The following is a 24400-nucleotide window of genomic DNA, read 5'->3' on the forward strand; positions in this document are numbered from 1 at the left end:
AAAACCCGCTTTAGAGCGGGTTTTTTCAAAATTATCTTAGTCAATGAAATTTGTATATCATTGACTATTAAAACTAACTCTGAGAAAATCCAAATCTAATAAAAATACGGAATTTCTTTGTGACAACAACAGCTTATGATACACATTTTATAGCCTCTGACATTGCTTTTACTGATCAAGATGGAGTAGTTAACCTATCTATTCCTTTTCGAAAAGTAAAAAGAATCGGATCAATTGTTATTGGCATGGCTGGTTGCTTAAATTGTATGATTGATTTCTGTGAAATGGCTTTCCAATTCGTTTCGGGTCAAACAGATAAGTTTGATTTTCCAATACAAATTCAAGAAAGAACAAATAGAGACTTTATTGCGATGATTTATGTAAATGGCTCTTGCTTAAAATTATCAAAAATTATAGGGTCTTCTGAAGTTAGTATAGAAAATATTACGCAAATTCCGACAGTAATCGGTAGCGGAAGCCAATTCACTAGTAATATAATAGAAGAATGTCCAAACGCTGTTGTCGCTGTCTTAGAAGCTATCAAACACGATAAGTATACAGATGGTGAAGTAAAGTATTGCAGTATTCGTAACGACACTATTCATAATTTGGAATTACACCCTATGTCACAAACTCTAAAAATGCAGTTAACGGGTATGCAACAAGAGATACAAGAAACTCGGGCTTTCTTGGGTAGTGATGTTGCTAATGGGAAAAATTTTAGTGCTAGTACGGAAACTTACCATAAGACTGATCCTGCTACTATTAACAATCAAATAGGTATGAGTCTACTCCGTGAAGGATTCGAAAAAGTTAGAAATGATTTTAAGTAATCAAATAAAAAGGTGCTTTAAAAAGCACCTTTTTATTACATAAGTTTTACAATAAAAGCTCCAAAAATATCATCTATCATAAAACTCAAAGATTTAGGGCAAATCCTTTTTTATGCGTGACTTCTAAATACCCTCATCCCCCCTTGCGAAGCAGTGCTTCTCATCCCAGTGGGAGAAGGAGCTTTCATTACAAATTAAATGTCGTAATCAATTTAATAATGAATATCCCCTCTCCTTTAGGAGAGGGTTAGGGAGAGGTTACTTCCCTCGAATCACACCCAACTGATTCCAAATATCAGGCGTCAAAAATGTCACTACCAACTTATTCATATCCACATAACGCAACAAACCATTCAATTGCTGCTTCACCTCAGGGTTTTTAATAATTTCCTCACCCGTAATCTGTCCCAATTGCTGAAAACTCTCTCCGACCGCTTGCACGCCTTCCGCCTGAATCACGGCTTTGGTCTGAGTTGAACATTGATCAACCAAAATGCGCTGTAATACCTGCGCCACGTTTTTATCCAGTGCAGTTTTTTGCTCGTCTGTCACATGACTAAACTGTTTTAAATCGGGATGGTTCGATAAAGACACAAACGTCCACTGCAACACTGCGGTTTTATCGGTTGCAGTGGTCGATTTCATCAAGCAATCACTAAGCCGATCAACGGTTGGGCTTGCCATCGTGACTTGGGTAGTGCCAAAGACAGCGACTGCCATCAAAAGTGCTCGACTCAAAGATACATGTTTACGTTGTGTGGACATTCTAAAACTCCATTCAGTCATTGGCTTCTTTTTAGCATACGACATGATGCTTAGGTGTTATGACTCTGTATCGATCTGGCAGGTGCCGCCAGCAATTTCAGCACATGCTGTACCCGAACATTTGCATCTGACCGATACACCGCATAAATCGGGGCAATACACGGCGACTCGGCTTTAAGCGTCTTATATACAATTTGTTTATTCCAGAAATCCTGAATTGAAGCAGGAACAATCGACACACCAATGCCTGCGGCAATCAGATTTAGGCTCGAGGTTAAACGTGGCGCTTCCTGAACAATATTGGGGCTAAACCCGGCCTGATAACAATGCGCTAAAATATTATCGAATAAATCCTGTCCTGCCAGTCGCCGATATAAGACAAACTCATAGGGTTCTAAATCGAGCAAGCGAATTGCGCCACTTTTTTCTGCCAGAGGATGATTACTCGGCAGCGCCACAATTAATGGCTCATCCAGCACATGCACACTCTGCAACTCGGCACGAAGTGGCGCGGGCTTACGCAAAAAAATGAGATCCAGTTTTTCATTGAGGACAGCATCAATCAAATCCCGACTACTTTCTTCTTCTAGCTGAATCGTGACTTTAGGAAACTGTTCGCGAAACTGGCGAAGTAACGTGGGCAAAAAAGGATGCAAACCCACTGAGTGGGTAAATCCAATATGAAGCTGTCCTTCCAGACCCTGTGCGATATTGTGCACCCGTTTGGGAATCGCCTGTGCATGCGCCAAGATACTCACAGCCTCTTGATACAATACCCGCCCTGCCTCAGTCACTTCTACCCCACGCGGTAGGCGTTTAAACAATACCGTTCCGAGTTCTTGTTCCAGACTTTTAATCAGTCGTGTTAAAGGCGGTTGCTGCATATACAAACGATTTGCGGCTTTAGAAATATTACTTTCTTCAACCACGGCAACAAAGGCATTAAGTTTATGAATCTCAATCATTGCTATACTTTTTAGGCATGGTTTAAGGTAAAAATAGCATTTGTCAATATAGCATAAGCGCTGCATGCTATATACATCTTGGGACAGGTTAAGGTGATCTGGTGAGCGAACAAGTACTCAACATACCAACATGCAAAGCATTGTTTTTAGGTTTCTTGAAATTGGGATTGATGGGTTTTGGCGGTGTTCTGCCACTTGCACATCGTATGATTGTGGAAGAAAACCGCTGGTTAAGTACAGCTCAATTTACCGACCTGCTTGGGGTCTGCCAGATTTTACCAGGTGGCAATATTATTAATATGTCCGTGGCGATTGGCATGGAGTTTCATGGCGTCAAGGGTGCGCTCTGTGCGATTTTAGGCTTAATCTGTGCGCCGACCATTATCGTCTTGCTGATTTATCAGATTTATAGCCAGTTTCAAAATTTGCCTGCCGTACAGCATGCGATTCAAGGTTTGGCTGCAGCGGCAGCAGGCCTGTTATTTTCCACAGGTTTAAAAATGCTTAAACCGATTGCCAAAAGTTATTTGACGGCCAGCAGTATTGTGCTGACCTTTATGCTCATGGTCGTGGTGAAAATACCGTTGTTATTTACCCTGATGATTTTGCTGGGTCTAAATATGTGGGTTTTAAGTTTGGGAGCAAAACGCGCATGATCTGGGTGTTATGGTCACTGGCATTGGTATTTGCAGAATTATCCTTACTGGCATTTGGCGGTGGCAATGCAATTTTGCCTGAAATGCAGTATCAGGTGGTTTATGTCCACCATTGGCTGACTGCTGAAGAATTTAGTGCCCTGTTCGCAATGGCACAAGCAGCGCCTGGCCCAAATATGATGATTGTTCCTCTGATTGGTTGGCATGTTGCAGGGACAGCAGGTTTACTGGTGACTTCGATTGCCAAGTTTGCGCCATCTTCGGTGATTACGGTTTATGCACTCAAGTTCTGGCGACAAGTCAAAGATCATCCTTTACGTTCACGCTTTGAAAAAGCACTAAAACCTGTGACCGTTGGACTGGTCTTGGTCAGTGCATGGCTGATTGGTTCGGCATCAGCACAAAATCTTTTATTGGCTGTGATTATTTTGGCAACAGCAGGACTGGGTTTATTTAAAACAGTGCATCCGCTTTGGATTATGTTGCTGGGTGCAGTGTTGGGCGTGTGTTTTTTATAAGTTTATGTCACACTCATGAATATGATTTATCATCCTTAAAAAAACGATAATGATAATACTGTTTATTCTTCACGCATCATTTAGGTGATATTTATGCAAGAGTCAGAACGTGATAAAGATAGACCATCCTCTTTGATAGAGCTTCTGGTCGATATATGTTTTGAGTTTCTTCCCAATCTGGTGATGGGTATTTTTCGCCCGATCGCACATTTTTTAGGTGAAGTATTTCACCTTTAACGCATGCCAAATGCATCTGATTGATGGTCATAGCCTCTATAAAATACTAAAAAATATACTGACTACAAATCACCGATTCCCAAAAAAAAAGCCAGTCAATATTTTGCTTGACTGGCTTTTTTTCACGATAACTTTTTAATTATTTATGCAAAATCGACTCAAACGCTTTTAAACGCTTATAAATCGACAGTAGTTCAATAATGGTTTTCCATGAGCTAATCAAATACTGAAATGACTCACGGACTTTATCGAACACGTTGCCAATCTGGTTGAGTAAACCCAACGTCATTTTCCCTGCGGCAATCGAAGGAAATAGCACCACAAGGCTATACAAGACATCGAGCTGCATGTACCACGTACTCACCAAGTTAAAGTAAGTGTAGTGAAAATACAGACGGAAATAGTTTTTACGGACATGACCGAACAACTCTCTGAGTGTCGCAGGCTCTGCACGTTCAATATAGTCTTCACCGTACACCAGTTCTTTACGGTACGCGGCTTCAACCCTTTGATTATTAAATTCTAAACCAGGCAATTTAATACCGACAAACATTAACAGGAATGTACCAAAAGCCGCCCATACCACGGCTGCGTATACTAAAGAATGTTTAATTTCACCAATGATTGGCAATGCGGGAACATGCGCTGAAAGCTGAAATAAAATCGGTAAAAACGCGATCAGAATCATAATCGCTTTGACAAAGCGGACACCTAAATCTTCCATCGTGGTCGCAAAACGCATGGTATCTTCTTGTACCCGCTGTGATGCACCTTCTATATTGCGTAATTTTAACCAATGCTCGCTGTAATATTCATTCATGGCAGTACGCCAACGGAAAATATAATGACTCACCAAAAATGAGTTCAAAACTGCAAATGTTACCGCAACCATGGCAATGTATAAGAACGTTAATGTCCCCATATACAGCTCTTTAATGTCGCCACCGCCACTTCCCAGCATTTTCTGGATCATGTCCCAAAATGGACCATACCATGCATTGACCGCGACACTGACTTGCACACCAAACCAGATATTAAACAAAATGAGGGCTGATCCCCAGACTGACCAGCGTTGCCATTTGTTGTCTGAGAAAAAACGCCAAAAACCTGCAAAAATGGCAGTTGCAACAAAGAACCAGATATAAAACCATAAAAATGCAGGTGACCAAAAACGACTCACGCCAATCGCTGACGGTGCTTCTGCATAACCTTGTGCCCAGCCCAGTAAAGTGCCCCACGACTTTCCACCTGCGTACCACAAGATCAGGTTAAACGACAGCCATGCGACAACTGAAAGAAAAAATGCACGTGGTGCAGGAAAAAACGATTTAAACATGCTGTGGGGATATTCCATCTAATTTTGAAATTCTGCCTGAGCTGATTATAACTGTTTAAGCTGAGGGCCTGTTGCAAAAACAGTGTAAGTAACGCTTAGGCATGATGTTTTTATTTTTTGTAAACCTCAATCAAAAAAGTACAAATATGTTCATATTTATCCATGAGAAATCAAATACAGATGTGATATCAGATTGGCATGGCCTATCAAAAATAAGCCTAAAAAATGAAATCCATTTTTGTCATTCTGTCTCTTACTTGTCGCTTTATAACACAACATATCTTCACCTTGCTGCAAATGCCGTGTCATTTTTAGGACATTGTTTTGCAAGTTTATGGCTGCATTTAATTAAAAAATCGATTATTTTTTTACAATTTATCGATGATGATTCTGACGAATTCAGTTTAAAATCCGCCAACAACCTGATTCTGCTAGAATGAACTAAAATACAATCTGCATTGATTGTGATTATGGTGGTGATTCTTCTCTATGTACGCGATTATTATTGTAACGATTTTTGTGATTAGCTTGCTCTATACCTATTTTCGGGGGAAAGAGCGCCTAAAGCTGTCACGCCAACTATTTGATCATTCAACCTTCTTAGGTCCAGTCAATATGTTTATGACGGGTTTTTCCCGTTTGCCTGCCCAGCCGTTTTATCCAGTTGAAGATTTCCCTGAGCTGAAACCGCTACAGGATAACTGGCAGATCATTCGTGACGAAGCCATTGCATTACAAAGCCAAATTAAAGCAGCTTCAAGTAACAATGATGCAGGTTTTAATACTTTCTTTAAACGTGGCTGGAAGCGTTTTTACCTAAAATGGTATCAGGACAGTCATCCTTCAGCTCAACAACTTTGCCCCAAAACCGTCGCAATCTTAGAGAAAATTCCATCCGTCAAAGCCGCCATGTTTGCCGAATTACCTTCAGGCAGCTACTTGGGTAAACACCGTGACCCCTATGCAGGTTCAGTACGTTATCATTTGGGGTTAAGCACACCCAATAGTGATGAGTGTTTTATTGAAGTTGATCAGGAGCGTTATAGCTGGCGCGATGGTGAAGCGACTGTATTTGATGAAACCTATGTCCACTGGGCACAAAACAAGGCAGAGCAAACCCGTATTATTTTGTTTTGTGACATTGAACGTCCAATGAAATGGCAATGGGCACAAAACTTCAATCACTGGTTTGGTCGCAATGTGATGTCGGCATCAGCATCACCCAACGATGCACAAGACCAGACAGGCTTTATTAACCGTATTTTTAAATATTTTTATGCGATTCATGCCAAAGGCCGCGAGCTAAAAGCTAAAAACCGTCGTATGTATTATTTAATCAAATGGATTTTGTTTTTAGTGATTATTGGTGCCATTTTATTACCAAGTTTATTGTAAGTATTTAAAATACATAAATTTCAACCGCATTGAAAGATGCGGTTTTTTTATGCTTAATTTTCATAAAAATAACGCATCAAACGTGTTTCATAGATCACTTTAGATATATTATGATGAATTAATATACAATTTTAATAACAATGGAAAAATCATTATGCAAAAAATATTTTTAAATTTGACTTTACTCTTATCTGTAACGCTCACTGGCTGTGCTACGTCACGAGGACTAATTCAACTGCCAGCAACAACACCCCTTCCAGTCACAACGCCACAACAAAGAAATCAACATACCGCCGTGATTGCACTGGTTGAAGATGACCGTATTTTTCAGGAAGCCCCGAAAACCCCAGATATTCCGTCATTAAAAGGTGGTCTGGCACAAGCAACTCAAGATGAAAAAGCCCGTGCAGTCGCACGTAAGCGCAATGGTTACGGGCATGCTTTAGGCGATATTTTATTGCAAGATGGTAGTGTGACTCAGGTTATACAACAGCGCGTAGAACGTGCCTTAACCCAATCAGGTTATCAGGTCGTCCCAAATACCGATGCCAATAAAGCCACTGCAAACTTGGTTCTTACTGTAAAAATTAATAAGTTCTGGTCTTGGTTTCAACCAGGTTTTACCTCGATTAAAATTCACTCTGAAATTGACAGTGATGTGATCAACAATAAAACTTCTTCTCAACCCATTCATATTTATAGCAAAGTGACTAATTCTGGCCAAATTGCCAATCGCAGCAAATGGATTGCCAACATCAATCAGGTTCTAGATGATTATGAAGCCCAATTGATTCGTGAGCTAAAAAAACAACAACCTTAACTTAAAATAGAATGACAATGTGTTACGACAAAAAACAGGCTGCAATGCAGCCTGTTTTTCCAATCTGATCTTTTTCAAGATCGCTTTTAAATCCGAATTTCAGCACCAAGCAACTTCACAAATTGCGCCAACCAAGCAGGATGTGCAGGCCATGCAGGTGCAGTCACCAAGTGCCCATCGGTTACGGCGTCTGTCACTGCAATATCGGCATAGGTTCCACCTGCAAGTTTGACTTCTACAGAACAGGCTGGATACGCAGAACAGGTTTTACCTTGCAATACATTCGCAGCAGCCAATAACTGTGCCCCATGACAGACCGCTGCAATCGGTTTTTGCGCAGCATCAAATGCTTGTACAATTTCTACCACACGTGCGTTCATGCGTAAGTATTCAGGCGCACGTCCACCTGGAATGACTAAACCAACATAGTCTTCAGGATTGACTGCATCGAAGTCATAGTTAATGGCAAAATTATGCCCACGTTTTTCACTATAAGTCTGCTCACCTTCAAAGTCATGAATCGCGGTCGCGATATGATCTCCTGATTTTTTATCTGGGCAAACGGCATGCACCACATAACCAAGTCCTATCAAAAACTGAAAAGGCACCATGGTTTCATAATCTTCTGCATAATCGCCAACGAGCATGAGTAGCTGCTTGCTCATATTATTCTCCGTGTTGTTTTTGGATGATTTTTTAGACAATAGCATACTGCACTGAAAAATGGATTTTTGCCTGTATATCTTTATGTAATGTTGATCCTGTCCATTTTTCATACTGGTTCTTTTCCCGAGTTATTTACCGTATGCTATAAAAAATAGGAAAAATCACATAAATGCTGAGGGATAAGCAATGGCATCTGTAGAGCATTCACTGCGTTTTCAGGCTTATGGTTATATTGCTGCAGGGATTAGCAGTTTAATGCTCGTGCATGCTATTGGGCGTTTTGCCTTTACCCCGCTATTGCCTTATTTCATTCAGGATCATCTCATCAGTATTAATCAGGGTGCAGACCTCGCAACCAGTAATTATCTGGGTTATTTGATCGGGGCATTAATGGCGGTCTATTTAAACCGACCTGATCGACTGAAACGTTATGTCTGCTTTGGTTTAGTGATCAATGCCACACTCACCATACTGCAATGTTTGACCTCCGCTTACACACCGTTGTTATTGCTACGCCTTGCCAATGGCATGAGTAATGGCTTGGTGTTTGTGCTTGCGCCTGCCCTGATTTTGGAATGGCTCAGTGAACATCAACTGACGCGTTTAAGTGGTCTCGTGTACTTTGGTGTAGGTTTGGGATTAATCGTCAGCGGTATTTTGGTGGACTGGACAGCTCCGTTTTTTACGGGGCAATGGCGCTGGTTACCGATTGCCATCGCTTGCATTCCCCTGCTGATATTTAGCCTGTATCAAATCTCAAAAATCCAGATTCATCCGAAAGTTAAAACAGCACATGCAAGCCAAAAACTGTTTGATACCAACAGTACACCCCTGTTTATTTCTTATATTGGTGCAGGTTTGGGCTATATTTTACCGATGACCTTTTTGCCAGCATTGGCGCATCAGGTAGGTGGTGAGCATACCTTTTTGGTGAAAAATGTCTGGCTGATAACCTCGCTGTCCTGTTCGGTATTTATTCCCATCTGGAACAGTGTCGGTGCGCGTTGGGGAGATCGTCAGGCATTGCTCGGTTCATACTGGATACAAGCACTCGGCGTGTTACTGATTTTACTTATGCCAAATATTTGGGGTGTTTTAGGCTGTGCGGTCTTTGTCGGTGCTGGGTTTCTTGGGTCAGTCATGTGTACCCAGCGTTTGGCGCGTTTTTTCCAGCCACATCAAGGACCGAAACTTTCCGCAGCTATGATTACCATTTATGCAGGCGCGCAGTTATTTGGCCCGTGGTTAGCAAAACTCTGGATTGAACATGGCGGTTCATTGCAACAAAGTTTTGCAGTAGGTTTATTGGCTTTTATTTGGGGGCTGTTTTGGACATGGCGTACCCCAAAGAAAATAGCGATTTAACAATATTAGATATACAAAACAGCAGTTTGATTAATTAAAGCCTATTTTAAAGATCGCGCTGCCTCAAACAGTTTCGAATGATATTTCCATGCCACATTTGCCATCTTAAATATGAGAAATGCCAATCAATTTTCCAACTGATTGGCATCATAAATTAATGTTTTTTTGGTTTTTACACAGATTAACGTGTCAAAACTTTCGCAATTGATTCAGCAACGTAATACACATTTTTCTGGTTCAAACCTGCCACACAGATACGACCGCTGCGTAGCAAATAAATTGCAAATTCGTCACGTAAAATGTCAGCTTGCTCGCCCGTTAAGCCTGTATAGCTGAACATACCGCGTTGTTTCACCAAGTAGCTAAAGTCACGACCTGGTACACGTTGGGTTAACTCATCACGCAAGATGGTACGCATTTTGGTGATGCGGTCACACATTTCTTGCAATTCTTCTTGCCAGTCCAAACGTAGTGCATCATCACGTAATACAGTATCGACCAAAACCGCACCTGTTGTTGGTGGGCTTGAGTAGATTTTACGAACAGTCGCTTTGAACTGACCCAAAACATGTTCAGCCGACTCAGTTGATTCACAAATTGCAGTCAACCCACCAATACGCTCGCCATACAACGAGAAGATTTTTGAGAATGAGTTGCTAAGCAAGAATTTTGCACCTGCGCGGTCTAACGCACGAATTGCATAGGCATCTTTATCGAGATCTTCTGCAAAGCCTTGATACGCAATATCTAAAAATGGAATCAGGTTGCGTTCAAGTAATACGGCGATCACTTGATCCCATTGCTCAGAAGTTAAATCTGCACCTGTCGGGTTATGACAGCAAGGGTGCAACAATACAACGTCTTGCTCTGGAATTTGTTTTAAGCACGCCAGCATGTCGTCGAATGCCACACCGTTAGTGTTGGCATCGAAGTATGGATACTCTGCAACTTCAAAGCCTGAACCCTGGAAAATCGCAATGTGGTTTTCCCATGTTGGGCGGCTCACCCAGACTTTAGAGTTTGGGAAATATTTATGCAGGAAGTCTGCACCGACTTTCAATGCACCTGAACCACCCAAAGTCTGAATGGTCACCGCACGCTGTTCTGCACGCGCTTGGCTATCTGCACCCAATAACAATTCTTGGGTAATATCACAGTAAGATTTCAAGCCTGACATTGGCAAATACAGTTTGGCTTTATCCACGTCTTGATTGGTGCGCAGTGCAGCTTGTTTCACAGCATTTAACTGCGGCACAATCCCTTCTTCGGTGTAATACAAACCAATACTTAAATTGACTTTATTGTTGCGTTCGTCTTTTTGGAATTTTTCCATTAAAGTTAAAATCGGGTCGCCTGCATAAGGCTCAACATGCTGAAACATAGACTATCTATCCTGATGGTTGCCTTAGCATTATAAACACAGATCGCACCATTTTGGCGCTGATTTTTTAGCCAACCATTCAATCCTTTTGTCCATGTTCGATCTGTTCAAGAATCGGGCAATCTGCAGTTTCATTCCCCGCACAGCAATCTGCGGTGTGCTGCAAAATTTCAACCATGTTTTGCAATGCCGCAATACGCTGCTGTAACTGCTGAATATGTGCCAGTGCCAACTGTTTGACTTCAGCACTCTGTCGCGACTGATTGCGCCATAAACTGAGTAATTCCTTGATTTGCTCCACTGAAAAATCCAGTGTTCGGGCATGGCGAATAAAACGCAGGGCTTGAAGATCTTGCGCGGTATAAACTCGATAACCTGCACTGGTACGTTGAATATTGGGCAGCAGCCCAACTTCTTCGTAATAGCGAATCATCTTGCTCGACAGCCCTGTCTGTTTGGCAACTTGCCCAATGTTCATGCAAAAACTCCCCGAAAGCGTTTCAAACGCAAGGCATTCCCCAGTACAAACACGGAAGACATGCCCATGGCAAAGGCTGCAAACATGGGTGACAGTAAAATGCCATAGGTTGGGTACAATACCCCTGCTGCCACAGGAATCAGCGCTGCATTATAGACAAATGCCCAAAACAGGTTTTGGCGAATATTGCGAATGGTAGCTTGACTCAGGGCAATCGCATTACTCACCCCTTGCAGATTGCCAGACATCAGCACCACATCGGCAGATTCAATCGCAACATCCGTTCCTGTTCCCACGGCAATACCGATATCGGCTGCTGCCAAAGCAGGTGCATCATTAATACCGTCTCCGACAAAAGCCAATTTGCCATATTTCTGCTGCAAAGCCTGCACGGCGTTGACCTTACCTTCTGGCAACACTTCAGCAATCACTTCATCAATGCCCAACTGCTTGGCAATCGCCTGCGCTGTCACATGATGATCGCCAGTAATCATGGCAACTTTTAAACCTAATTGATGCAAATTCTGAATCGCGGTGTAACTGGTCGGTTTAATCGGGTCAGACACCACCAATATGGCAACCAGCTTATGATCAATCGCGGCATAAATTGGGGTTTTACCCTGTTCTGCCAACTGCTGTACCTGCTCGGAAAATACCTCGACATCTAAGCCCAACTGCTGCATTAAACGTGCTGCACCCAAATGAATCTGCTGCTGATTGACGGTTGCTTCAACGCCATAACCCGTCAACGCCTGAAACTGTTCAACAGCTAACAACGCTAGTCCTTGCTGCTGCGCATGTTGCACAATCGCCACTGCAATTGGGTGTTCTGATTTGGCTTCAACCGAAGCTACCACCTGTAAGATGTGTTGAGTCTGATCTGGATCAAGCGCTACAAAATCGGTCAGTGTCGGTTTGCCTTCGGTCACTGTGCCTGTTTTATCGACAGCGATAATCTGGGTTTCCTGCAATTGCTGCAAGGCTTGCCCTTGTTTAAACAATATTCCCAGTTCCGCACCACGTCCCGTACTGACCATGATCGAGGTTGGTGTTGCCAGTCCCATTGCGCATGGGCATGCAATAATCAGTACAGCCACAGCATTGACCAGACTCAAGCTTAGCGCAGGTTCAGGGCCAAAGAAAAACCACACAACAAAGGTCAGGAGTGCCAGACTCATCACCACAGGCACAAACCACATGGTGACACGATCCACCAAAGCCTGAATCGGTAATTTGGAACCTTGAGCCTGTTCGACCATACGAATGATTTGTGACAGCACGGTATTTGCACCAACGGCAGTCGCTTGAATGGTCAGCGAACCTTGCTGGTTAATCGTACCTGCCACCACAGTCATGCCGACATTTTTCGCTACGGGAATCGGCTCGCCCGTGATCATGGATTCATCGACAAAACTTTGACCTTCGATCACTGTTGCATCGACAGGGATTTTCTCCCCCGGTTGAATCAAGAGTTGCATCCCAAGTTGCACTTGAGCAATTTCGACCTCTTGCACTTGTCCATTGACAATAATGTGTGCAGTTTTTGGCTGTAAGCCGAGTAAGTGCTGAATGGCCTGTGAAGTCCGTCCTTTGGCTTTGGCTTCCAAATAACGACCAAGCAAAATCAAGGTCACAATCACCGCAGCCGATTCAAAGTACACATTGACATTGTTCTCAGGTAGCCACGTTGGAATAAAGGTCGCGACACAGGAAAATCCATAGGCTGCCAGCGTTCCCACCGCAACCAGCGAGTTCATATCGGGGGCAAAACGCAGTAAGGCAGGAATACCTTTTTGATAAAAACGCCGCCCCGGGAAAATTAGTACTAACGTGGTCAAGACAAATTGCAGCCACCAACTATTTTGCATGCCGATGTGCTGCATCACCCAATGATGAAACGCTGGAATCAAATGCCCACCCATTTCCAGAATAAACACAGGCAGGCTTAAACAAGCTGAAATCAATAAGTCACGCTTTAACTGACTGGCTTCCTGTTCACGGCGTTCGCTCAATTCATTGGTGGGTTGTAATACTTGTTGTGGTTGGAGTTGTGCTTCATAGCCTGCTTTATGTACGGCTGCCAGTAATGCACTCGCATCGGCTAAATGAGCATGGACAAGGGCTTTTTCAGTAGCCAGATTGACGGTGGCGTCACTCACCCCCTCCACTTTTTTCAGGGCCTTTTCTACCCGACCGACACAGGAAGCACAGGTCATCCCCTGAATATTCAGCTCAAATACTTGCTCAGGTTGAGTACGAACCTCATAGCCTGCACGCTCTACCGCATGCACTAAAGCTTCACGCGGTACAATCACATCACTCTGAATCACGGCTTTTTCGGTGGCAAGATTGACTGCAACCTCTGCGACACCATCCACTTTTTTTAATGCTTTCTCGACCCGCCCGACACATGAGGCACACGTCATGCCCTCAATCTCAAGCGTTTGATGATAAGGATGTTGTGACTGGCTCATGTCGCCTCCTTGTACCGCAACCAAGCAGTGCTTCTACAGTTCTGTTGATGATCGTTTATAGTGTTCAGCTTAAACCTTGACATAAGGGTAAGGTCAAGATACAGATTTAAAATATTCTGATTTAAAGCCACTTGACCTTACCATGAGGGTAAGCTTTACAATGCAATTCTCTTATTTAAATCAGGCAGCAATCATGAAATTTGAAATTGCCAATATGACTTGTGGCGGTTGTGCACGTAGCGTGACTGCAACCATTAAAGATCTTGATCCAGATGCTCAGGTCAATATCGATGTTGCAAGCAAACTGGTTGAAGTCCAAACCAGTGCCAGTGTTGAACAACTCACTGAAGCTTTAACAGAAGATGGTTTCCCCCCTGTTCTGAAAGCATAAGTTTTAAAGTTGATTTTTTGGGTATGACATGTTGCATGCCCAAAATATTTCATTTCAATCACGCCCTCATCTTAAATTCAACACTCTGTTTTCGCCCACCTTTTTATCTCACGATGCTTATGTTTTTTGTTTTGTGGCTCACCATAGAACTATCATCTAACGCCCAACAAATCATCTCAGCATATTCATTCTATATTTTAGGCTTGCCATTTAAAAAGCTGTTCATATCGCGTTCACTGCCATTCATCTGCATAAAAAAAACGGGCCGATCATCAAGATCAGCCCGTTTCTGTTTCATCTCTATTGTCGAGCTACATCTAACTCGACAACAGCACATCACTTATTTTTTCTCAGGTAACGCATAAGCCATCACGTAGTCACCATGGTCTGGTGATTGACGCGCACCACCCGCAGAAATCACGATGTATTGTTTTCCTGTTTTTGGTGAAATGTAGCTCATTGGCGTACCTTGGCTACCCACAGGCAAGCGGGCTTTCCAAAGTTCTTTCCCTGTTGATGAATCAAAGGCACGCAAGTAATAGTCTTGTGTTGCAGCAAAGAACACCAAGCCACCTTGAGTTGCCATTGAACCACCAATGGTTGGCATACCAATCGGCGCTTTCAAGCCCATTTTGAAGCCTAGAGGTCCAGTGTCTTGAACTGTACCCAATGGTACTTGCCATGCGATTTGACGAGTTTTCATGTCAATGGCAGTCATGGTACCAAATGGCGGTTTTTGACATGGAATACCCAAAGCCGACATGAAGCGGTTTTTGTTGACTTTGTACGGTGTACCTTTCATTGGTACAGCACCCATACCTGTGTTGACTTTCTCGCCACCACTCGCTTGGATTTTAATGTCTTCAGGTGTTTGTTTAATCAACTGAATCCATAAACCCAAACGCATGTCGTTCACGAACATATAACGATGTGTTGGGTCAAACGAGATGCTGCCCCAGTTCATGCCACCCAAAGAACCTGGAAAGCTGAGAGAAACATCAGTCCCTGGTGCAGTGAACAGACCATCGTAACGCATAGATTTAAAGTTAATACGGCACATCAACTGGTCAAATGGTGTTGCGCCCCACATGTCAGACTCTTTTAAAGTCTGATTGCCAAGTTGTGGCATTTCAACTGAACGCGGTTGGGTTTTTGAATATTGTTCGTCTGGAATGTCTGCAACTTTTACAGGTTGCTCAACCACTTTGGTCAGTGGTTTACCTGTAACACGGTCAAGGACAAAGAACTGACCAGATTTCGTACCAATCACCACCGCAGGCTTGGTTGTGCCATCTTTCATTGGGAAATCGACCAAGCTTGGTTGCATTGGTAAGTCAAAGTCCCAAAGGTCATTATGTACAGTTTGGTAAACCCATTTTTCTTTCCCTGTTGTCGCATCAAGCGCCAACACAGAAGTATTATATTTGTGATCTAGTGCATTACGGTTACCACCCCAAACATCTACCGAAGAACTGCCCATTGGCAAGAACACAATATTCATTTTCGGGTCATAAGACATTGGTGCCCAAGAGTTTGCTGAACTACGTTTATAAGTTTCGCCTGGTTTTAACACATAGTTTGGATTCGGGTTACGTGGATCAAATGCCCAGCGTAGTTTACCCGTAATCACATCATAACCACGGATCACACCCCCTGGCATGTCTGCTGCAACGTTATCGGCAACGCGACTCCCCACAACCAGTGTTGTACCTGCCAGTGTCGGAGCAGAAGTGACTTCAAAGCGAGGTGCTTTCGTACCACCTCCCATGCCTTCTAGCAAATTCACAGTACCATGATCACCAAAGTCTTCACAGCGTTGACCATTGTCGGCATTGATCGCAATTAAACGTCCATCTGGTGTATTTGTATAAACACGGCGTGGACAAGTTGTATTGTTTGCAACTGCGGTTACAGGTGTTGCACCTGCAAATTTTGGTTGTTCAATGGCTTGCGTTGAATCAAAATAAGCAACACCACGACAACGTTCCCATGCATCAGCATGTGAATTGACTTCTGCTTTCCACAACTGTTTACCCGTGTCTGCATCAACCGCAATCACGTTGTTATGTGGCGTACATAAAAATACTTTATTACCGACTTGTAAGGGCGTTTCCTGATCTTCAGCGCCATTCCCCGTACCTGTCGTCATGTCACCTGTGCGGTAAGTCCATGCCACTTTCAGGTCTTTAACGTTGTTGCGATTAATCTGATCTAATGCAGCAAAACGGCTACCGCCTGCATCATTTCCATAGTGATCCCAGTTTTTTGGCTGTTTTGTTGCATCTACAGGAACTAAAGGCAATGCCTGACCTGATGCTGCAACGGTCGGATGCGGTTGGAACATTTGATACAATGCCACCAACATCCCCACAAGAACGACCAAACCTGAACCATATGCAGGTGCTGTACACCGTGCTTTTTGCTCATAACAGCGTAAGCTCGGCAGCGTCAACATGATGGCAACAAATAACCCAGATGGGAACATGAGGTTAGAGAACAAGCCCCAGAAATCCCAACCTTTGTCGAACAAAGACCAAATCAACGTTACAACAAATACACCCGCATAAATAAACCCACTGAGTGCTTTTCTTCTCAACATGAGAATAGCCGCAAGGGTAATAAAAATCCCTGCGAGTAAGAAGTACCAAGAGCCACCCAGACCGATCAGCTTGCCACCACCAATCACATAAAATAAACCTGTAGCCAGCAATGCCAATCCTAAGATCGCACACCATATCTTAAATATGGGGTGTGGCTGAGTATATGAATCAGACATACAACTATCTCCAGTTTTGATGTCAAATCAGTTTTCCATCTGATACAGAACAGCATCTTGTGATGCTGCAACCGATTTGCACAATGCGCCAAAACAAAAACCAAAAAATCGCCTTTACACCACTTGGCATAAAAACGGCTTCACTCCTTCGTTATAGCCACGATGATTCCTTTCATCTTGATGAGACTGATAAGATTTTTTAGTAAAAATTTCATCAGCACAAAAAGTAGCGCAGTTTAAAAACAATCGTTTTGAATCTATACACAATCCAAAACTGAAAAAGAATGCGCGATCGTCGAAACCATGCTGAAATTCTGCTGGGCATTAACCTCTGAACACCCAGCAAGTTCTAAGTCCAGATTAGAAATTTACACGTACACTCAGACCTGCGACCCAAGCATCATCAACTTCTTTCACCCCTGCTGGCTGGTGGATATATTGCAAGTTCGGGCGGATCATGACCGCAGGTGACCATTGATAGGTATAGTTCAACTCGACATTCAACTCGCTGCGTTGTATTGGAACGTAGTTACTTGCGATCGGGTCATAAGAGAAATAACCACGACTGATGTCGGTTGCAATTTCTTTGTCACGGGCGCGGTTATTGACGTCATAGCGCGCAAAACCGAGTCCAATTTCATCGGCTGGTCGGCTGTCAAATGGGCCTTTATACCAAAATGCCAATTGCTGGGTGCTTTGGACAAATGTGGTGGCTTTATCATTGAATACGGCATTGAAACCAACATACAGACCACGTTTCGAGTCATCACCACGTTGGGTCAATTGTTGTTGTGAGTTAAACCAGAAACTGTGTTTGCCATCATGGACTTTACCTGCGGTTTTAATGTCTTTGGCTTCGGCGGTTGAGTACAATGCACCGATTTTATATTCACCAGGCAAACCGTTAAGTTTTGGTTTCCATGCCAACTCAACAGGAATCGTTGCCCCCTGAACATTGTTCATACCCAAGTTAAAACCATCGCTGGCGGACTGGGTTTTAATGTCATCTGGATTGACTTCATACACCCCGACGCCAATCGTCCATTCAGGTGCGAACTGATATTTGACGTTCGCTGCCCAAACACTGACTGGCCAGTTATACCAGATTGAACCAATCGACTTACCTAGCTGACCACCACAAAGCAGCAAGTTCTGGAACTCACATTGTGAGCTATTAAAGTCATCTGACATGCCCATACGACCGACTTTGACTTGAACCTTGTTGTCATCAAAGCCTTTTTTCACCCATGCCTGAGTTAAACGCCAAATCTTCCCACGCCCATAAATCTCTTGTGAATTACCTAGCGTGGTCGAACGAGGGTCTTTAATCCGTTCATTGGTCAGCGCATTACCATCGCGTTTGGTAATCATGATCGCTGCCGTTGTATCATTCCAACCCGCGATTTTGTTTAAATCGAAATTTGCCCCAAGGGTCAGCTGTGATGCAACCGTCGTTGTATTGTTATCATTGTAGCCACCATCAATATTGGTCGCAGCCTGACTCATGATCGATGCGGTAAACTTGTAGCCTTGATCTTCGAGTTGCTGACGCTTACCATTCCAGTCCCCAAATAGCCATTGACGATCTTGTGACCATGGCTCATTTGCCATAACACCTTGGCTAAATAAAATCGCGAGTGAAACTGCACTCATTTTCATTAAATTAACTTTTTTCATATTTGCTTATCCTTAGCCTAATCGGGTTAGGCACCCGAACCTGATGTCAAAGTGCCTATATTTCATCATTTTAGTTTTACGGGTTGGCTGAGTTCTGAACTTGCGCCGAGGTGATCTGTGATATTTGCGGTGTAATTGGCAAATTTCTCGGTTGGTTTCCAAGTCAAAGTGGCTTGACCTTGTGCGTTGGTTGCAACTGTTGCTGCACCTACAAATTGTTCTGCTTCTTTAGACTGTGCGTTGCGGTTACCAAAGAACTCCACGCGGTAACGCTGGTTCGCCTGACCTTTGAAACTCACCACAAGCTGCCCCTGATGTGCAGTCAGTTTAGGTGCCTGAATCCATTGGTTCGGCTGAGCATTACAACCTTGCTGAGTTGGCTCAGTACAGGTTTTTTGCAGGTTCTTCGGATCAATGACCACACCACCACCACGTGAACCAACAAAACCTTCATGTTCCAGTGCTGGCACACCAAATACGATCGCACCTAAACGCTGATTTGGCACACAAGTTCCACCCGCTTCACAGCGTTTGATGTCCTTGCCATTGTCCCAAATCTGGTTTTTGGTCAGGGTGATGTGTGAATTGGCATCTTTCTCTGAACGTACGGCAATCCCGATACGGTTACCATGGACTTTGTTACTATCAAAGATGTTGCCATCACCTGTCAGGTTGAACCCTGTTGAATTGGCAGTCAATTCGTTATATGCAATATAGTTACGCTTGCCCCAGTTAATTTGCAAACCATCTGAATAGTTTTCAAATTTGTTGCCGACAACCGCGTTGTCATTGCCCCACAAGATTTCAATGCCTTGTGATGGCTCTGGGTTGGCTTTGGTGTTGGTAAACAGGTTATTGGCAATCAGGTTAAACGCTGCGCCACGAGTCAGCTCTAAACCATCACCATTATCCTGAAGGATATTGTCCAAAAACTTGTTATTGTTGGTCGTGGTTGAGGTTGGATTACCCTTGCCATCATCTCCAGTAAACATCACCCCAGCACCACCGTAGTTATTGCTAATACGGTTATGCTGAATCAGGTTGTTGCTCGAACGGTTGACCAAAATACCAATACAGAAGCGATGAATATCCAGACCTTTGAGCACAACATGATGTGTATCACGTAGTACCAGACCCGGCAAAGTCATCGTGCGTACGTTAGTACCATATTGCCCAGGCATAGCACCTGGACAGGCTTTTGCCCCTTCACCCTGAATATAGTTAGAACCATCAATGGCAATAAACTCGCCCGTTTTGTCCCATTGTGTTCCAATGATTTTTACAGGGCCTTTAATTTCAGGAAGTGGTGAATTTACCTTAATGCTATAAGGCGCTTTACCCACTGCCTGAATCAAGATTTCGTTATCATCAGATGGATTGGCATTGGACTGTTCAATCGCCCAGCGCAATGATCCCTGATTCTGATCATCCTGATAACGATCAACCACGTAGGTTGAAGCAGCCGCCCAACCTGAAGCCAATAGTCCTAAACTTAGTGCGGTCACTCGCAAAGAAACTGCTTTCATTCCAGATATTCCTTTAATTCAGTTTTTATTATGGTGTAGGTTGTACAGTTTGTAAGAACTGGCGCAGCTGGGTCACATCAATTTGACCTGGTGCTGAAGCCTGACCAATCATGCCGAAACTTAAGCTCCCTCCTGAACTTGCGGTTGCGATTCGGGAAATGGTGCCCAAGCGTCCCATTGACATGGTTAACAATGGTTTTTTGCTTTGTTGACTCACTTTTAATGTTGCGTTCATCAAGGTAAACACATCTGCTTTAGACTGTGGCATGACTGCAATTTTTAAAATATCTGCGCCTATTTGGTCTTGTTTTAGCAGACGATCAACAATTTCCTGCTCGCTTGGTGTTTTGGCAAAATCATGATTCGACATCACCACCAACACATGTTTTTCATGCGCCAAATCCGTTACTTTACGCACGACTTTCGCATCACGGAACATTTCAATATCAAGCAATTGCATAAACGGTTTTTTCAAATACGCGCTATAGATTTTGCCGTATTCTTCATCGCTGACTTTCAGTTTACCGCCTTCATTGGCAGTACGGATTGTTGCAAGGAGTGGTTTATCTTTTAAGATTTGATTGAGCTGCTGTCCTAATGCAATCACCTGTTTGGTATCAGTTGCAAAGTTCAACAAATCAATACGGAATTCAGCAATATCTGCATTTGGGTTGCCAGCAATCACTTTTGCCTGAGCAATCGCCTCTTCAGCAGTTTGTGCGGTAATCGGCACGATGGTCTTTACTGGCATCACGCCAATATCGACATTTTTCACGACATAATGATCTGCCATCACTGGTTGTGCCAGTGCAACGGATGCTGCCCCCAACATGCTGCATGCTAGTGCCATCTGAAGTACTTTATGTTTAAGGTTTATCATTACCATTCCTTGTGTAATGTCGCTGTATGAAAAATCCATACAGCGCGCAGCTTAGATATCAAAAAATACGGTTTCATTTTCGCCTTGGATACGAATATCAAAGCGATAAACCACCTGACCATCACGCTCTTCACGTTTAGCCAGCAAAGTGTTGCGACGTGGCGCCCACTCAATACCTGTCAGGATCGGGTCTTTGGCATTCGCTTCAGCTTCATCTTCAAAATACACACGGGTATTGAGACCTAAGTTGATACCACGTGCAAAAATGATTAAAGCAATATGCGGTGCTTGCTGTGTACCTTTACGCCCTGGAACTGCACCTGGTTTAATGGTGTCAAAGTGCCATACGCCAGTCTGGAAATCAGCACCTGCACGTCCCCAGCCTTGAAAATGTGGGTCAGCAGTTTTGCCCTGAATGTCGGCTTGGCTTGGGTAAACGCCATTGGCATCGGCTTGCCAGATTTCAACCAGCACATCACGAAGCGGCAAACCCAGACCGTCAAAAACCTGACCTTCAAGGCGAATACGTTCGCCCTGAGTGTGTTCTTGCAAAAGATTGTTATTGAAATTGTTGTCAAACACTTCAATGTTGGCTTGTTTCGGCAACAGACCAATATGTACGTAAGGACCACCTGTTTGAGATGGGGTTTCTGCTAATTCTTGAAAATTCCAGCCATTCATTTTTTCTACTCCATCCATTAAGTTAAATCGTTTTCGAAGTACGTTGCACGGCGCCCACGCAAGGTGATATCGAAACGGTAGCAACGGCTATCTGCTTCAATAAAATTGCTCTTATCTTCTAAAGCAATCAGGGCACGACGTTGCTCTTCTAAAGGAATCGTTTTAATAATTGGACAAGAATCAATTAAGGTATCGCCTTCAAAATAAAGCTGTGAAATCAGGCGCTGTGCCCAACCATCTGCAATTAAAGAGAAATGAATATGCGCAGGACGCCATTCATTGATACGGTTACGCCACGGATATGGACCTGGCTTGATGGTACGGAAAACAAAGTAACCGTTTTCATCGGTCAACATACGGCCACAACCACCGAAGTTCGGATCAATCGCACCAATAAACTGATCATTTGGATGGCGATAACGACCTGAAGCATTGGCTTGCCAAACTTCAAGTAGTGCATTTTTTACAGGACGACCAAACTGATCGCGCACATAACCATGCACAATCACCCGTTCACCAATCGGTAAACCATCTTTTGCATAATTTAAGATTAAGTCGTTATCTTTAGGGCCAAACTGATTTGGGCTAAAATGTGGTGCTGTCACTTCAGTGAGTGTTTCCGCAATTGAAATCAATGCATTGCTTGGCGAACGTAACACACTGGTTTTATAGCCTGGTGTATGTGCTGGCGGATGATGATCTGTATTACGCTGTGCGTAGGCACCCCAAATGATCTGAGACATCATATTTCTCCTTTAAATTTTAAAAAAATTGCATCCATTACGTTTGCTGGCTAGGTGAAATTCCTAGCTCTTTAAATACCTCTTCTGCCATATGCATCGCAGCATTTGCTGCTGGCAAACCTGCATACAATGAACAGTGAAGAAATAATTCTTTAAGGTCGTCTTGAGTGACACCATTGTTAAAGCAGGCACGAATATGCATACGCAGTTCATCTTCACGCCCAAGTGACAATAAAATTGCAATCGTCACTAAACTACGGGTATGGCGTGGCATGCCAGGGCGAGACCACACTTCACCCCAAGCAAAACGGCTAATAAAGTTCTGAAAATCGCTGTTAAATTCATTCAGGTTTTCAATCGAACGGTTGACGTGCTTTTCGCCTAAAACTTCCGTGCGAACTTGAATACCTTGTTTGTAGCGTTCATCATCATTCATAAGAAAACCCTCATTAGGTTGCATCGGTATGTGCAACCAGTGATTTGACAAAAATAGACACTGCGGCAGCGGTCGCTGGGATTAGCAACATGCTCAGAATCGCAGTAAATGACCAGTGTTGACCGAGAAGTACTGCGCCAATCCACGCTCCAAACACCGCACCGAAACGCCCGATTCCTGACATCCACGCCACACCTGTTGCACGGCATTGGGTTGGGTAAAAACGCGCACTGAGTGCTGGCATAGAAGACTGTGCACCATTGATTGCAACACCTGCACAAAGCACCAAGACTGCAAGCAAGATCGGACTACTTAAACTTTGACCTACAGCGAAAGCGAAGATCCCTGCAACAAAATAGAAGCCCGCAATAATACGGTTCGGGTTGAAACGATCCATTGCCCAACCAATGAACAATGCACTAAGCACACCGCCAAACTGGAACAAGCCACCAATAAATGCTGCACGTTCCATACTTGCGCCCGTTTCACGCATCAAGGTTGGTAACCAGCTGGTAAGCAGGTAAATCATCACCAAGCCCATGAAATAGGTGAACCAAAGCAATAACGTGCCTTTGATGTAGGTTGGCGAAAAGAGCATCGAAAATACGTTTTGCTTTTTCTGCACTGCACTTTTTTCTTCAGGCACGTGAAACTCAGTCACGTTCTGAACTTGAGTAGGTGCAATACGGCTCAAGATCTTGCGTACTTTTTCGTTATTGCCACCACGAACAATCAAGAAGCGGTAAGACTCTGGTAAAACACCCACAACAAAGAAAGTCAGAATTAATGGGCTCCAGCCACCGAACAGAAATAAACTGTGCCAGCCAAAGTGTGGAATCATCCAGCTACTTAAAAAGCCACCAATCGCCATACCCAAGTTGTAACCACAGAACATACAGGTTACGAGTAAAGAACGAATACGGTTTGGACAGTACTCAGAAAACAGTGTGGTGGCGTTTGGCATGGCTGCCCCCAACCCGATTCCTGTCAAGAACCGCAAAACAACCAAAGTATCGAGGTTGTTGGCGTAGGCACAGCCAATGGTAAAACCACCAAAAATCAGCATCGACACAGATAAAACTGCTTTACGACCAAAACGGTCAGCTGTTGGCCCAGACACCAATGCACCGATGATCATGCCGCCAAGCGCAGCACTCATCACAGGACCCAACTGAGAACGGTCAAGCCCCCAGTCCTGTGCTAATGCAGGGGCAATAAAGCCCATGGCAGCAGTGTCGATACCATCTAGAAAAACAATGAAAAAACAAATTGCAGCAATCATCCACTGATAAGCACTTAATGGTGAATCATTAATCAGTGCTTGTGCATCCATGCTCATATTTGGGCGAGCAGTGTCCTGAGACGCCATAGTTGCCTCCTTAGGCGAAAATCCTTTTAAAA

At 43.6% G+C, this 24400-nt stretch carries 23 protein-coding genes; 8 read left to right on the plus strand and 15 right to left on the minus strand.

Annotation, left to right across the window (positions count from 1 at the left end; all coding sequences use genetic code 11):
* Positions 1-119 precede the first annotated feature (119 nt).
* Positions 120-833 (plus strand): hypothetical protein, encoded by a 714-nt coding sequence (locus P255_RS09800; RefSeq protein ID WP_004899746.1) that lies wholly within the window; start codon positions 120-122, stop codon positions 831-833.
* 258 nt (positions 834-1091) lie between these two features.
* Here the strand turns inward: P255_RS09800 and P255_RS09805 are convergent, their stop codons facing one another.
* Both P255_RS09805 and P255_RS09810 read right to left on the minus strand, forming a co-directional pair.
* Positions 1092-1598, minus strand: a complete 507-nt coding sequence (locus P255_RS09805; RefSeq protein WP_004899743.1) for a hypothetical protein — start codon at positions 1596-1598, stop codon at positions 1092-1094.
* Between the two features lie 50 nt (positions 1599-1648).
* Positions 1649-2563: a LysR family transcriptional regulator gene (locus P255_RS09810; protein ID WP_004899741.1), complete on the minus strand. Its 915-nt coding sequence runs from the start codon at positions 2561-2563 to the stop codon at positions 1649-1651.
* Positions 2564-2664: 101 nt separating this feature from the next.
* On the opposite strand from P255_RS09810, the gene P255_RS09815 reads away from it, so the two are divergent.
* The 3 genes from P255_RS09815 (at position 2665) to P255_RS15495 (ending at position 3974) form a co-directional block, all read left to right on the plus strand.
* Positions 2665-3219, plus strand: coding sequence for a chromate transporter (locus P255_RS09815; protein WP_004899739.1), 555 nt, complete (start codon positions 2665-2667; stop codon positions 3217-3219).
* Positions 3216-3737, plus strand: coding sequence for a chromate transporter (locus P255_RS09820; protein ID WP_004899737.1), 522 nt, complete (start codon positions 3216-3218; stop codon positions 3735-3737). The genes P255_RS09815 and P255_RS09820 overlap by 4 nt, the downstream gene beginning before the upstream one ends.
* Positions 3738-3830: 93 nt before the next feature.
* Entirely contained in the window at positions 3831-3974 is a 144-nt protein-coding gene (locus P255_RS15495; RefSeq protein WP_004899736.1) for a hypothetical protein, read from the plus strand.
* A 139-nt stretch (positions 3975-4113) separates the two neighbouring features.
* Here the strand turns inward: P255_RS15495 and sbmA are convergent, their stop codons facing one another.
* Positions 4114-5310 carry a peptide antibiotic transporter SbmA gene (gene sbmA / locus P255_RS09825; protein ID WP_004899735.1) on the minus strand — a complete coding sequence of 399 codons (1197 nt, stop codon included), beginning with the start codon at positions 5308-5310 and terminating at the stop codon, positions 4114-4116.
* 489 nt (positions 5311-5799) lie between these two features.
* On the opposite strand from sbmA, the gene lpxO reads away from it, so the two are divergent.
* A complete protein-coding gene (gene lpxO, locus P255_RS09835; RefSeq protein WP_004899734.1) occupies positions 5800-6705 on the plus strand; it encodes a lipid A hydroxylase LpxO in 906 nt (301 codons plus the stop codon).
* A gap of 154 nt (positions 6706-6859) precedes the next feature.
* The gene (locus P255_RS09840) at positions 6860-7525 is read left to right on the plus strand and encodes a YajG family lipoprotein (RefSeq protein WP_004899732.1); all 666 of its coding nucleotides are present in this window, start codon (positions 6860-6862) and stop codon (positions 7523-7525) included.
* 86 nt (positions 7526-7611) lie between these two features.
* On the opposite strand, the gene P255_RS09845 is transcribed toward P255_RS09840, so the two are convergent.
* On the minus strand, positions 7612-8190 hold the full coding sequence (locus P255_RS09845) for a DJ-1/PfpI family protein (protein WP_004899730.1): 579 nt from the start codon (positions 8188-8190) through the stop codon (positions 7612-7614).
* A gap of 187 nt (positions 8191-8377) precedes the next feature.
* Between P255_RS09845 and P255_RS09850 the strand changes: the two genes are divergently transcribed.
* On the plus strand, positions 8378-9556 hold the full coding sequence (locus P255_RS09850; protein ID WP_004899727.1) for a YbfB/YjiJ family MFS transporter: 1179 nt from the start codon (positions 8378-8380) through the stop codon (positions 9554-9556).
* A gap of 181 nt (positions 9557-9737) precedes the next feature.
* Here P255_RS09850 and P255_RS09855 read toward each other — a convergent pair whose 3' ends face one another.
* From P255_RS09855 to P255_RS09865, 3 genes are all read right to left on the minus strand, one after another.
* On the minus strand, positions 9738-10937 hold the full coding sequence (locus tag P255_RS09855) for an amino acid aminotransferase (protein ID WP_004899725.1): 1200 nt from the start codon (positions 10935-10937) through the stop codon (positions 9738-9740).
* Between the two features lie 79 nt (positions 10938-11016).
* Positions 11017-11415 carry a Cu(I)-responsive transcriptional regulator gene (gene cueR, locus P255_RS09860; RefSeq protein WP_004899722.1) on the minus strand — a complete coding sequence of 133 codons (399 nt, stop codon included), beginning with the start codon at positions 11413-11415 and terminating at the stop codon, positions 11017-11019.
* The gene (locus P255_RS09865; protein WP_004899717.1) at positions 11412-13889 is read right to left on the minus strand and encodes a heavy metal translocating P-type ATPase; all 2478 of its coding nucleotides are present in this window, start codon (positions 13887-13889) and stop codon (positions 11412-11414) included. Before P255_RS09865 ends, cueR begins: the two co-directional genes overlap by 4 nt.
* 193 nt (positions 13890-14082) lie before the next feature.
* On the opposite strand from P255_RS09865, the gene P255_RS09870 reads away from it, so the two are divergent.
* Entirely contained in the window at positions 14083-14280 is a 198-nt protein-coding gene (locus P255_RS09870) for a heavy-metal-associated domain-containing protein (RefSeq protein ID WP_035365361.1), read from the plus strand.
* A gap of 340 nt (positions 14281-14620) precedes the next feature.
* Here P255_RS09870 and P255_RS09875 read toward each other — a convergent pair whose 3' ends face one another.
* The 8 genes from P255_RS09875 to P255_RS09910 form a co-directional block, all read right to left on the minus strand.
* Positions 14621-17056: a glucose/quinate/shikimate family membrane-bound PQQ-dependent dehydrogenase gene (locus tag P255_RS09875; protein WP_004899713.1), complete on the minus strand. Its 2436-nt coding sequence runs from the start codon at positions 17054-17056 to the stop codon at positions 14621-14623.
* A gap of 360 nt (positions 17057-17416) precedes the next feature.
* Positions 17417-18733, minus strand: a complete 1317-nt coding sequence (locus tag P255_RS09880) for a carbohydrate porin (RefSeq protein WP_004899711.1) — start codon at positions 18731-18733, stop codon at positions 17417-17419.
* 65 nt (positions 18734-18798) lie between these two features.
* A complete protein-coding gene (locus tag P255_RS09885) occupies positions 18799-20259 on the minus strand; it encodes a right-handed parallel beta-helix repeat-containing protein (RefSeq protein ID WP_004899708.1) in 1461 nt (486 codons plus the stop codon).
* 28 nt (positions 20260-20287) lie between these two features.
* Positions 20288-21091: a type I 3-dehydroquinate dehydratase gene (aroD, locus tag P255_RS09890; protein ID WP_370664278.1), complete on the minus strand. Its 804-nt coding sequence runs from the start codon at positions 21089-21091 to the stop codon at positions 20288-20290.
* 99 nt (positions 21092-21190) lie between these two features.
* Complete coding sequence (gene pcaG / locus P255_RS09895; protein WP_004899703.1) at positions 21191-21820, minus strand: protocatechuate 3,4-dioxygenase subunit alpha; 630 nt, start codon at positions 21818-21820, stop codon at positions 21191-21193.
* A gap of 17 nt (positions 21821-21837) precedes the next feature.
* Positions 21838-22563 carry a protocatechuate 3,4-dioxygenase subunit beta gene (gene pcaH / locus P255_RS09900; protein ID WP_004750839.1) on the minus strand — a complete coding sequence of 242 codons (726 nt, stop codon included), beginning with the start codon at positions 22561-22563 and terminating at the stop codon, positions 21838-21840.
* A 37-nt stretch (positions 22564-22600) separates the two neighbouring features.
* Complete coding sequence (gene pcaC / locus P255_RS09905; RefSeq protein WP_004899700.1) at positions 22601-22999, minus strand: 4-carboxymuconolactone decarboxylase; 399 nt, start codon at positions 22997-22999, stop codon at positions 22601-22603.
* Positions 23000-23012: 13 nt separating this feature from the next.
* Positions 23013-24368 (minus strand): 4-hydroxybenzoate transporter PcaK, encoded by a 1356-nt coding sequence (locus P255_RS09910; protein WP_004899699.1) that lies wholly within the window; start codon positions 24366-24368, stop codon positions 23013-23015.
* Between the last annotated feature and the right edge of the window lie 32 nt (positions 24369-24400).

This window comes from Acinetobacter brisouii CIP 110357, from assembly GCF_000488275.1.
Taxonomy (GTDB): domain Bacteria; phylum Pseudomonadota; class Gammaproteobacteria; order Pseudomonadales; family Moraxellaceae; genus Acinetobacter; species Acinetobacter brisouii.

Excerpts from the sequence above, each read along its gene's own strand:
- P255_RS09805 (WP_004899743.1), bottom strand. The coding sequence starts at position 1,598 with ATGTCCACACAACGTAAACATGTATCTTTGAGTCGAGCACTTTTGATG.
- P255_RS09810 (WP_004899741.1), bottom strand. The coding sequence starts at position 2,563 with ATGATTGAGATTCATAAACTTAATGCCTTTGTTGCCGTGGTTGAAGAA.
- P255_RS09820 (WP_004899737.1), top strand. The coding sequence starts at position 3,216 with ATGATCTGGGTGTTATGGTCACTGGCATTGGTATTTGCAGAATTATCC.
- P255_RS15495 (WP_004899736.1), top strand. The coding sequence starts at position 3,831 with ATGCAAGAGTCAGAACGTGATAAAGATAGACCATCCTCTTTGATAGAG.
- sbmA (WP_004899735.1), bottom strand. The coding sequence starts at position 5,310 with ATGTTTAAATCGTTTTTTCCTGCACCACGTGCATTTTTTCTTTCAGTT.
- lpxO (WP_004899734.1), top strand. The coding sequence starts at position 5,800 with ATGTACGCGATTATTATTGTAACGATTTTTGTGATTAGCTTGCTCTAT.
- P255_RS09840 (WP_004899732.1), top strand. The coding sequence starts at position 6,860 with ATGCAAAAAATATTTTTAAATTTGACTTTACTCTTATCTGTAACGCTC.
- P255_RS09845 (WP_004899730.1), bottom strand. The coding sequence starts at position 8,190 with ATGAGCAAGCAGCTACTCATGCTCGTTGGCGATTATGCAGAAGATTAT.
- P255_RS09850 (WP_004899727.1), top strand. The coding sequence starts at position 8,378 with ATGGCATCTGTAGAGCATTCACTGCGTTTTCAGGCTTATGGTTATATT.
- P255_RS09855 (WP_004899725.1), bottom strand. The coding sequence starts at position 10,937 with ATGTTTCAGCATGTTGAGCCTTATGCAGGCGACCCGATTTTAACTTTA.
- cueR (WP_004899722.1), bottom strand. The coding sequence starts at position 11,415 with ATGAACATTGGGCAAGTTGCCAAACAGACAGGGCTGTCGAGCAAGATG.
- P255_RS09865 (WP_004899717.1), bottom strand. The coding sequence starts at position 13,889 with ATGAGCCAGTCACAACATCCTTATCATCAAACGCTTGAGATTGAGGGC.
- P255_RS09870 (WP_035365361.1), top strand. The coding sequence starts at position 14,083 with ATGAAATTTGAAATTGCCAATATGACTTGTGGCGGTTGTGCACGTAGC.
- P255_RS09875 (WP_004899713.1), bottom strand. The coding sequence starts at position 17,056 with ATGTCTGATTCATATACTCAGCCACACCCCATATTTAAGATATGGTGT.
- P255_RS09880 (WP_004899711.1), bottom strand. The coding sequence starts at position 18,733 with ATGAAAAAAGTTAATTTAATGAAAATGAGTGCAGTTTCACTCGCGATT.
- P255_RS09885 (WP_004899708.1), bottom strand. The coding sequence starts at position 20,259 with ATGAAAGCAGTTTCTTTGCGAGTGACCGCACTAAGTTTAGGACTATTG.
- aroD (WP_370664278.1), bottom strand. The coding sequence starts at position 21,091 with ATGTTGGGGGCAGCATCCGTTGCACTGGCACAACCAGTGATGGCAGAT.
- pcaG (WP_004899703.1), bottom strand. The coding sequence starts at position 21,820 with ATGAATGGCTGGAATTTTCAAGAATTAGCAGAAACCCCATCTCAAACA.
- pcaH (WP_004750839.1), bottom strand. The coding sequence starts at position 22,563 with ATGTCTCAGATCATTTGGGGTGCCTACGCACAGCGTAATACAGATCAT.
- pcaC (WP_004899700.1), bottom strand. The coding sequence starts at position 22,999 with ATGAATGATGATGAACGCTACAAACAAGGTATTCAAGTTCGCACGGAA.
- P255_RS09910 (WP_004899699.1), bottom strand. The coding sequence starts at position 24,368 with ATGGCGTCTCAGGACACTGCTCGCCCAAATATGAGCATGGATGCACAA.